General features: G+C 71.8%; 10 protein-coding genes. 2 read left to right on the top strand and 8 right to left on the bottom strand.

The genetic code is table 11. The annotated features are described in order from the left end of the window. Positions 1–233: 233 nt before the first annotated feature. The 3 genes from DKL51_RS07430 to DKL51_RS07440 are packed head-to-tail and all read right to left on the bottom strand — an operon-like array spanning position 234 to position 2183. A complete protein-coding gene (locus tag DKL51_RS07430; RefSeq protein ID WP_109947173.1) occupies positions 234–884 on the bottom strand; it encodes a DUF3618 domain-containing protein in 651 nt (216 codons plus the stop codon). Further along, entirely contained in the window at positions 881–1348 is a 468-nt protein-coding gene (locus tag DKL51_RS07435) for a phage holin family protein (protein WP_109947172.1), read from the bottom strand. Before DKL51_RS07435 ends, DKL51_RS07430 begins: the two co-directional genes overlap by 4 nt. A 31-nt stretch (positions 1349–1379) precedes the next feature. Next, a complete protein-coding gene (locus tag DKL51_RS07440; RefSeq protein ID WP_109947171.1) occupies positions 1380–2183 on the bottom strand; it encodes a hypothetical protein in 804 nt (267 codons plus the stop codon). Between the two features lie 200 nt (positions 2184–2383). On the opposite strand from DKL51_RS07440, the gene DKL51_RS07445 reads away from it, so the two are divergent. Together DKL51_RS07445 and DKL51_RS07450 are read left to right on the top strand one after the other, a co-directional pair. Continuing rightward, entirely contained in the window at positions 2384–2866 is a 483-nt protein-coding gene (locus DKL51_RS07445; RefSeq protein WP_109947170.1) for a DUF4383 domain-containing protein, read from the top strand. Between the two features lie 131 nt (positions 2867–2997). Further along, complete coding sequence (locus DKL51_RS07450) at positions 2998–3657, top strand: DUF6766 family protein (RefSeq protein ID WP_109947169.1); 660 nt, start codon at positions 2998–3000, stop codon at positions 3655–3657. A 27-nt stretch (positions 3658–3684) separates the two neighbouring features. On the opposite strand, the gene DKL51_RS07455 is transcribed toward DKL51_RS07450, so the two are convergent. The 5 genes from DKL51_RS07455 to DKL51_RS07475 form a co-directional block, all read right to left on the bottom strand. Continuing rightward, the gene (locus DKL51_RS07455; RefSeq protein ID WP_109947168.1) at positions 3685–4134 is read right to left on the bottom strand and encodes a GNAT family N-acetyltransferase; all 450 of its coding nucleotides are present in this window, start codon (positions 4132–4134) and stop codon (positions 3685–3687) included. 70 nt (positions 4135–4204) lie between these two features. Beyond that, positions 4205–5668, bottom strand: coding sequence for a GTPase ObgE (gene obgE, locus DKL51_RS07460; protein WP_109947167.1), 1464 nt, complete (start codon positions 5666–5668; stop codon positions 4205–4207). Positions 5669–5757: 89 nt separating this feature from the next. After that, on the bottom strand, positions 5758–6012 hold the full coding sequence (rpmA, locus tag DKL51_RS07465) for a 50S ribosomal protein L27 (RefSeq protein WP_013288010.1): 255 nt from the start codon (positions 6010–6012) through the stop codon (positions 5758–5760). Positions 6013–6023: 11 nt separating this feature from the next. Then, a complete protein-coding gene (gene rplU, locus DKL51_RS07470; protein WP_067312477.1) occupies positions 6024–6338 on the bottom strand; it encodes a 50S ribosomal protein L21 in 315 nt (104 codons plus the stop codon). Positions 6339–6634: 296 nt separating this feature from the next. Continuing rightward, a partial coding sequence (locus tag DKL51_RS07475; RefSeq protein WP_124811866.1) for an Rne/Rng family ribonuclease occupies positions 6635–8887 on the bottom strand: 2253 nt, incomplete at its 5' end.

Raw genomic sequence — 8887 nt, forward strand, 5'->3', positions numbered from 1 at the left:
GTAGGGAACCCCGCCGCGCCCGGGTCCGTGAGGCGGCGCACTCCTCCCGCGCCCTGCGCCGCCGGCTGGCCGCGGCCGGCCCCGGCGACCTGGTGCTCTGGGTGGAGGCCGACGGCGGCACCGCCGGTCGACCGACAGCGGCGCGCTGACCGGGAACCCCCGCGCACGCGCTCGCGGCCACTTCCCGGCGACTGCCGGGAGTGGCCGCGAGCTGCGGCGTACGAGGATCGTGCTTAGTACCGCACCTGGTCGCGGGACTGCTGCGCGGTGTCCTTGACGTCCTGCGCGGCGTACCGGGTGTCCTCCTTGACGGCCTGCGCGGCGTCCTGCGCGGTCGCCTTTACCGACTGGGTGGCGTGCTGCGTCGGCTCGCGCAGCTCCTCCTTGATCTCGCTGGCGACCTCGCCCAGCTTCTCCTTGACGACGTCGGTGTGCTCGCTCGCCCGCTCCTTGACCTGCGTCGCCACCTGCTGCTCGCGGCGGGTGGCCGGGATCAGCGAGGAGATCAGCATGCCGGCGCCGAACGCGATCAGGCCGGCGGCCAGCGGGTTGCCCTCGGACTTCTCGCGCAGCACGTGCGGTGCCCGCTGCGCGGCGTCACCGACGGTCGAGGCGGCGGCGTGCGCCTTGTCGCCGACCGTGGAGGCCGCGGAGGAGGCGTGATCGGCCACCGAGTGGGCGGCGTGACCGGTGCTGTGACCGTAGTCCGAGGCGGTTCCCATGACCTTGTCCCTCACATTCTGGAGCGCGTTTCGTGCGCGCTGCTTGCGATCGTCGACGATGCGGGCCGGGCTGACCTTGTACGCCAGCGCGTCCACGTCGGAGCTCAGGTTGCTACGGGTGGCTTCGATCTCCCGGCGGATCTGGTCGGGATCGGTGCTCATCGGGTGACTCCCTCCGGATGCGGCTTGAGCGCGTCGGGGATGCGCTGCACGCTGTCGTTGGTCTGCTTGAGGCCGCGGATCCGCTCGGCGTTCTTCTTGGCCATGGAGTAGAGGACCCCCGCGATCACGGCCCAGATGACGGCCACGATCAGCGCGGCCCAGCCGGCGTCCATCACGTTGGACAGCCCGGCCCAGAGCGCGATCGAGAGGAAGAGCGCCACCATGTAGCCGCCGAAGCCGGCGCCGCCGAAGAGCCCGGCGGCCTTGCCCGCCTTCTTGCCCTCCTGGCGGATCTCCGCCTTGGCCAGCTCGACCTCCTGCCGCATGAGGGTGGAGAGGTCGGTGGTCACCTGGCGCATCAGCTCACCGATGGAGCTGCTCCGGACCTCGTCCGCGGTGTGCGGAGCGCCGGAATCCGCGTAGTAACCGGAGTCCAGTCCAGACCCCTGCGTCGGCATGCTCATGCCGTCGCCTCCCTTCTGACGGATCGGCCGCTCACGGACGGTTGACGCCGCTCGACGGCACGCCCGGCAGTGGGTCGGTCTCGCTCACCGGCGGCAGCGGCTGACCGGTGCCACCCGCGGGGTCGGCGTAGCTGGTGGTGGTGCCGTTGTCCGGGTAGGCCGTGCCCTGGCCCGAGTAGCCCGGGGTCGGCTCGGCGTAGGTGCCCGGCGTCGGGTCGAGGTAGCCACCCTGCGGGATCTGGTCCGGCACGGCCCGCGAGGTCGGGATGACCGCGGTGCGCTCCGGGTCGTAGCCCGGGCCGTACGCCCGGTGGGCGGAGCCGGTGCCGTCACCGGCCGCGGAGATGTTCTTGGTCAGCCGACCGGCGAGCACGCCGAGCACGGCGGCGCCGACCAGGAAGGTGCCCGGGTTGCGGCGGGCGTAGTTCTTCACCTCGTTGAGGATGTCGCCCGGCTCGCGCTGCTCCAGCCAGCCGGCCACGCCGTGCACCCGGTCGGCGGCCTGGTGGGCCAGCTCGGTGACCGGGCCGGCCTGGCCGCTGTTCTGCGCCATCGAGCGCATCTCCTCGGCCAGCGAACGGAGCCCGCCGGCGGCGCGCTGCTGCTGCTGGCTGGTCTGGGTGGTCAGCGTGTTACGGGCCTCGCCGTAGAGGTTGCGGGCCTGGCGCTTCGCCTCACCCACCACCTCCTTGCCCTGCTCCTTCGCGGTCTGCGCGACGGCGCCGCCCGCGTTCGCCGCCTCCGAGCCGACCTGACGGGCCTGGTCGCGGACCCCGCCACCATTGGTCGACTCCTGCCCGTACGTGGAAGACGTGGGTGAGAGATCGTAAGTCATGATTTCCCTTCCGCTCGGATGGTCGTAGCGGTTGTGCTGGGGGGACCACGCCGACATGTTGTCGGCGTGACCATTGACCTACCCCCAGTCGTCGGGTCCATGCCTGATTCGCCATTTCTCTGCGGAAGCGCCCCACCGTGATCACACAATGGAGGGTCCGTCCGAGCTCGGGCGGCGGCTGATCCACGGAGGTGACAGGGATGGCACGTGACGTGCGCGGACGCCCCCCGGCCGGCCCGAGGCCCCGAATCCAGGCGGTCGCCGCCGCGGTGGCCGCCGTCTTCGTCCTGCTGGGCGTGCTCGGGTTCATCCCGGGCATCACCACCCACTACGACGACCTGAGCTTCGCCGGCCACCACTCGGAGGCGAAGCTGCTCGGGCTCTTCCAGGTGTCGATCCTGCACAACGCGCTGCACCTGCTCTTCGGCCTGGTCGGGCTGGTGCTGGCCCGCCGGCTCGCCGGGGCCCGGCTCTTCCTGGCCGGCGGCGGCGCGGTCTACCTGGGCCTCTGGCTCTACGGCTTCGCCATCGACCGGGAGACCTCGGCGAACTTCGTGCCGCTCAACGACGCGGACAACTGGCTGCACCTGTTCCTCGGCTTCGGCATGCTCGCGCTGGGGCTGCTGCTCTCCAACGACGTCGGCACCGGCGGCCGGCTGGACAGCCCGCTCGACCGTCCCTGACCGGGCGCGGTCACCCGGTCGGGTGGTCGCCGGGCCGGCACGGTGAGCGGGGGGGGTTTGCGGCAATCTTGCCCAGGGCAACTTGTGGATCGCTACGGGGAGTAACTCCCGACGGACGAGGAGGTCCTGCGATGCCACGGTGGTTGCGGGAGAACGCACTGACGGTCGCCATGCTTGGCGCGTTCGTGGTCTTCCTGCTGTTGCAGAGCGTGTTCGGCTGGCAGACCCACAACGAGGAGCTGAGCCAGTACGGCGCGGCGCCGCTGAGCTGGTGGGCCTACCTCGGCAGCGGGCACTTTGCCGAGGCGGTCTTCGAGAACTGGGAGTCGGAGTTCCTCCAGATGGGCGGCTACGTGCTGCTCACCGCGTACCTGGTGCAGAAGGGTTCGGCCGAGTCGAAGCCCGAGGATCAGGGCGACCGGCCCGAGGATGACCCGCGCCGGGCCACCCCGGACTCCCCCTGGCCGGTACGGGTCGGCGGGCTCCCCTTGGCCGTGTACCGCAACAGCCTCTCGCTGGCCCTGCTGCTGATCTTCGCCGGCTCGTTCGTCGGCCACCTGCTCGGCGGCGTGGTCGAGTACAACGAGGAGCAGGCGCTGCAGAGCGGGGCCGCCCCGATCAGCGCCTGGCAGTTCCTGGGCACCAGCGACTTCTGGTTCCAGTCCATGCAGAACTGGCAGAGCGAGTTCCTCGCCGTCGGGGTGCTGATCGTGCTGAGCATCTTCCTGCGCCAGCACGCCAGCCCCGAGTCGAAGCCGGTCACCGCCGCGCACGCCGAGACGGGCGCCTGAGACCGCGGGCCGAACCGGCCCCCCGGGTCAGGCCGCCACCGGCAGCCGCTTCGCGAAGCAGACGCTGTACGGGTTGTCGACGTACTCGCCGTAGACCGCGATCGGCTCGTAGCCGCAGGAGGTGTAGAGCCCGATCGCGGCCGGCAGGTACGTCGCGGTCTCCAGGCAGACCACCGAGTGGCCCTGCTGGAACGCCAACTCCTCCAGGGCGACCAGCAGCTGCCGCGCGATGCCAAACCCCCGGTACGCCGGGCGGACGTACATCCGCTTCAGCTCGCCGGTGCCGTCGTCCAGCGCCTGGATGCCGCCGCAGGCGACCGCCCGACCGTCCTCGACCACCACCAGGTAGCGGATGTCGTCGTGGGTCACCGTGGCCTGGCCCTCCAGGCCCCCGTCGGCCTCGCGCAGCTCACGCTGCTGGGCGGTGACCAGGGCGGCGACCTCCGGATCGGTGCCGGGACGGGATTCGATCAGCATTCCGCCACGCTAAGCCGGAAGGATTTCCCGGAGGTTTCCGACCGACGACCCGGTCACGACCGCGAGGCGGCTACTCCCAGTCCTCGTCGTCGTCCGCCTCGTTCGCCGGGGCCGCCTCCAGCTCGTCGGCGGGGCGCTGCCGGCGCGCCTTGCGGGCGGCCAGCCGCTCGGCCGCCGGCGCGCGGGTCGGCTTCTCCTCCAGCCGGATGTCGGCGCCCCGAATGCTCGGGGTGAAGTCGACGCCGGCGTAGAGGGTCGGCTGCCAGTCGAACTCCCGGTCGCCGATCCGCACCAGGTCGCCGGCGTTCGCGCCGGCCTTGGCCAGCTTCTCCTCCACGCCGAGGCGGGCCAGCCGGTCGGCCAGGAAGCCGACGGCCTCGTCGTTGTCGAAGTTCGTCTGCTTGACCCAGCGCTCCGGCCGGTTGCCCTTGACGGTGAACGAGCCGTCCGCTTCCGCCACGATGGTGAAGCCGGCGTCGTCGACCGCCTTCGGGCGGATCACGATCCGGGTCGGCTCGGCCGGCGGCGCCGCGCTGCGGGCCTGCTCGACCAGCTCGGCCATCGCGTACGTCAGCTCCTTGAGCCCCTCACGGGTGGCCGTGGAGATCTCGAACACCCGGAAGCCACGCGCCTCCAGATCGGGGCGGACGATCTCGGCGAGGTCCCGCCCGTCCGGTACGTCGATCTTGTTGAGCGCCACCAGCCGGGGCCGGTCGGCGAGGCCGCCGTACTCGGACAGCTCGGCCTCGATGGTGTCGATGTCGGCGAGCGGGTCCCGGCCGGGCTCCAGCGTCGCGGTGTCGACCACGTGCACCAGCACGGCGCAGCGCTCGACGTGGCGGAGGAACTCCAGCCCCAGCCCCTTGCCGGTGGCCGCGCCCGGGATCAGCCCCGGCACGTCGGCGACGGTGAAGGTGTGGTTGTCCACCCGGACCACGCCCAGGTTCGGCACCAGGGTGGTGAACGGGTAATCGGCGATCTTGGGCTTGGCGGCGGAGATCACCGAGATCAGCGACGACTTGCCGGCGGACGGGAAGCCCACCAGGCCGACGTCGGCGACGCTCTTCAGCTCCAGCACCACGTCCAGCCGGTCGCCGGGCTCACCCAGCTCGGCGAAGCCGGGCGCCTTGCGCCGGGCGTTGGCCAGCGAGGCGTTGCCCCGACCGCCGCGACCGCCACGGGCGGCCTCGAAGGTGGTGCCGGCGCCGACCAGGTCGGCCAGCACCTCGCCGTCGAGGGTCTGCACCACGGTGCCGTTCGGGACCTTGATGATCAGGTCGTGGCCGTTGGCGCCGTCCCGGTTCGAGCCGGCGCCGCCCTTGCCGTTCTCGGCCTTGAGGTGCGGGCGGAAGTGGAAGTCCAGCAGCGTGGTGACCTGCGGATCGACCACTAGCGAGACGCTGCCGCCGTGCCCGCCGTTGCCACCGTCCGGGCCACCGAAGGGCTTGAACTTCTCCCGGTGGATGGAGGCACAGCCGTGCCCGCCGTCGCCGGCCTGCATGTGCAGGACGACCCGGTCAACGAACGTCGTCACGACGCCAATCCTTCCAGCGGGGCACGCCCCGCACATGAAAAAGCGAAGCGGGCCGGGACCCGAGGTCCGCGGCCCGCAACGCCTTCGAATTACTGCTGCGGCACGATGCTGACGGTCTTGCGACCGCGCTTGGTGCCGAACTGAACGGAGCCGGCGGCCAGCGCGAACAGCGTGTCGTCGCCGCCACGGCCGACCAGGTCACCGGGGTGGAACTTGGTGCCACGCTGACGGATGAGGATCTCACCCGCGCTGACGACCTGACCACCGAAGCGCTTCACGCCGAGTCGCTGGGCCGCGGAGTCACGACCGTTACGCGAGCTGGACGCACCCTTTTTGTGAGCCATTGGAGGACGACCTACTTCCCGCTGGAGATGCCGGTCACCTTGACCTGGGTCAGCGGCTGGCGGTGACCCTGGCGCTTGTGGTAGCCGGTCTTGTTCTTGAACTTGTGGATCCGGATCTTCGGGCCCTTGGTGTGCGCGGCGATCTCGCCGGACACCGCGACCTTGGCAAGCTTCGCCGCGTCGGTCACCAGGTCGTCACCGTCGACGAGGAGCACCGCGGTGAGCTTCACCGCGTCACCGGGGGCACCGGTGAGCTTCTCGACCTCGATCACGTCGCCCTCGGCGACCTTGTACTGCTTGCCGCCGGTCTTGACGATCGCGTACATCGGAGGCGGACTCCCTGTCGTTGAGGCTGCTGGCGGTCGTTCCCACGGCAACTCGCCGGGTAGCAGTGACACCGGCGGCGCGGGCACGCGGGAACTCGGCACACCAAAGTGCGCCGCAGGCAAGCGTACGCCATACCCGGCCCGCCGCCCAAACCGGGCCGCCGAGCAGCGCGTGCCGACCTGCTGGAGGCGCTGCCGCCGACCGTCCCGCCGGGGTGCGAACAGACGACAGGGCCCCTCCCACCGGTCACGCTACCGGGGAAGGGGCCCTGTCACACGTCAGGCCGGTCAGGCGGTCACGGCCGGGTACGCCGGCGGGCGCCACCGCGGCGGGAGCGCCGCCGGGCGGTACCCGCCTCCGCGCCCTCCTCCTCGGTCTCGCCCTCGACGAGCGCGTCCGGGTCGTCCGCCGCGGCCAGCCGGGCCGAGTCGCCCTCCTGGCTGTCCGCGACCGCCGGGGCGGCCGGCGTCTCGGTCTCGTACCGGGACAGGTCGTAACCCATCGTGTCGTGGTAGTCGGCCTCGGGCTGGTCCTCGGTCACCTCGGCGACCGTCTTCTCCGGCTCGGCCGCCTTGCGGCCCCGGCGGCGGGACGTACCCCCCGTCGTTTCGGCGGCCGGGGTGGTGACGGCCGAGGCGACCGCCTTGACCTTCTCCCCCGCGCCACCGCCGCTGCGCGGCTTCTCCGGCACCGGCTCGGTGTGGATGATCACACCGCGGCCCTTGCAGCACTCGCAGGTCTCGCTGAACGCCTCCAGCAGGCCCGCGCCGATCCGCTTGCGGGTCATCTGCACCAGACCCAGCGACGTGATCTCGGTGACCTGGTGCTTCGTGCGGTCGCGGCCCAGGCACTCGGTGAGCCGGCGCAGCACCAGCTCCCGGTTCGACTCCAGCACCATGTCGATGAAGTCGATCACCACGATGCCGCCGAGGTCCCGCAGCCGGAGCTGGCGGACGATCTCCTCGGCCGCCTCCAGGTTGTTCCGGGTGACCGTTTCCTCCAGGTTGCCCCCGGAGCCGGTGTACTTGCCGGTGTTGACGTCGATGACGGTCATCGCCTCGGTCCGGTCGATCACCAGCGAGCCGCCGGAGGGGAGGAAGACCTTGCGGTCCAGCCCCTTGAGGATCTGCTCGTCGATCCGGTACTCGGCGAAGACGTCGGTGGTGCCGGCGTGGCGGCGCAGCCGGGCGACGAGGTCCGGCGAGACGTGCGACAGGTACGACTCGACCATGTCGTACGACTGCTCGCCCTCGATCACCAGCTCGCGGAAGTCCTCGTTGAAGAGGTCCCGCACCACCCGGATGACCAGGTCCGGCTCCTCGTAGAGCAGCACCGGGGCACCACCCTCGGCCGCCTTGGCCTGGATGTCCTCCCACTGCGCCTGGAGCCGCTTGACGTCCCGGGCCAGTTCGTCCTCGCTCGCCCCCTCGGCGGCGGTACGGACGATCACGCCCGCGCCGTCCGGGACGAGCTTCTTGAGCACGTCACGCAGCCGCTTGCGCTCGGTGTCCGGCAGCTTGCGGCTGATGCCGGAGGCGTTGCCGTGGGGCACGTAGACCAGGTGCCGGCCGGAGAGCGCGATGTGGCTGGTCAGCCGGGCGCCCTTGTGCCCGATCGGATCCTTGGTGACCTGGACCAGCACCGAGTCGCCGGACTTGAGGGCCTGCTCGATCGAGCGGGCCCGCCCCTCCAGGCCGCTGGTGTCCCAGTTGACCTCGCCGGCGTAGAGCACCGCGTTGCGGCCGCGCCCGATGTCGACGAAGGCCGCCTCCATGCTGGGCAGGACGTTCTGCACCTTGCCCAGGTAGACGTTGCCGGCCATGGTGCCGGAGGAGTTGCGGGTGACGTAGTGCTCGACCAGGATCCCGTCTTCGAGGACGGCGATCTGGGTCCGGTCGCCGCGCTGGCGGACCGCCATCACCCGGTCGACCGCCTCCCGGCGGGCCAGGAACTCCGACTCGCTCAGGATCGGCGGCCGGGTACGCCGCTGCTCGCGGCCGTCCCGGCGGCGCTGCCGCTTGGCCTCCAGCCGGGTCGAGCCGGAGACGCCCTGCACCTCGTCGATTGCCTTGCGCGGCTCGCGGATCTTGACCACGGTCGGCACGCCGTCCTCGGCGGCCGTCTCGACCTCGCCGGCGCCCCGACGGCGGCGGCGGCGACGGCGGCGGGTCATCCCGTCGCCCTCGGCCTCCTCCTCCTCGGCCTCCTCGGCCTCGGCGCTCTCGGCCTGGATGGCCTCCTCGGCCTCCTCGTCCTCGAGGTCCTCGGCGCCACCCTTGCCCCGGCCCCGACCACGGCGGCCGCGACGGCGGCGGCGACGAGCGGCGGCCGTCTCCTCCTCGTCCTCCTCCGCCTCGGCGGCCTCCTCGGCCTCGGCGGTGGGCTCCTCCTCGGCCTCGACCTCGACCGGCTCCACCGCTCGGCGGGCCCGCCGACGGCGGCGACCGGTCTCGACCGGCTCCTCGGCGGCCGCCTCCTCGGCGGCCCGGGTGGGCGCGGCGGCCCGGACGATCGGCGCCTCTTCGGGCTGCGGCGCCATGAACAGGAC

Source organism: Micromonospora globispora, assembly GCF_003857015.1.
Classification (GTDB): Bacteria; Actinomycetota; Actinomycetes; order Mycobacteriales; family Micromonosporaceae; genus Micromonospora; species Micromonospora globispora.

Coding starts and splice junctions, on each gene's coding strand:
- DKL51_RS07455 (WP_109947168.1), bottom strand. CDS start 4,134: ATGCTGATCGAATCCCGTCCCGGCACCGATCCGGAGGTCGCCGCCCTG.
- rpmA (WP_013288010.1), bottom strand. CDS start 6,012: ATGGCTCACAAAAAGGGTGCGTCCAGCTCGCGTAACGGTCGTGACTCC.
- DKL51_RS07430 (WP_109947173.1), bottom strand. CDS start 884: ATGAGCACCGATCCCGACCAGATCCGCCGGGAGATCGAAGCCACCCGT.
- rplU (WP_067312477.1), bottom strand. CDS start 6,338: ATGTACGCGATCGTCAAGACCGGCGGCAAGCAGTACAAGGTCGCCGAG.
- DKL51_RS07445 (WP_109947170.1), top strand. CDS start 2,384: ATGGCACGTGACGTGCGCGGACGCCCCCCGGCCGGCCCGAGGCCCCGA.
- DKL51_RS07440 (WP_109947171.1), bottom strand. CDS start 2,183: ATGACTTACGATCTCTCACCCACGTCTTCCACGTACGGGCAGGAGTCG.
- DKL51_RS07435 (WP_109947172.1), bottom strand. CDS start 1,348: ATGAGCATGCCGACGCAGGGGTCTGGACTGGACTCCGGTTACTACGCG.
- DKL51_RS07450 (WP_109947169.1), top strand. CDS start 2,998: ATGCCACGGTGGTTGCGGGAGAACGCACTGACGGTCGCCATGCTTGGC.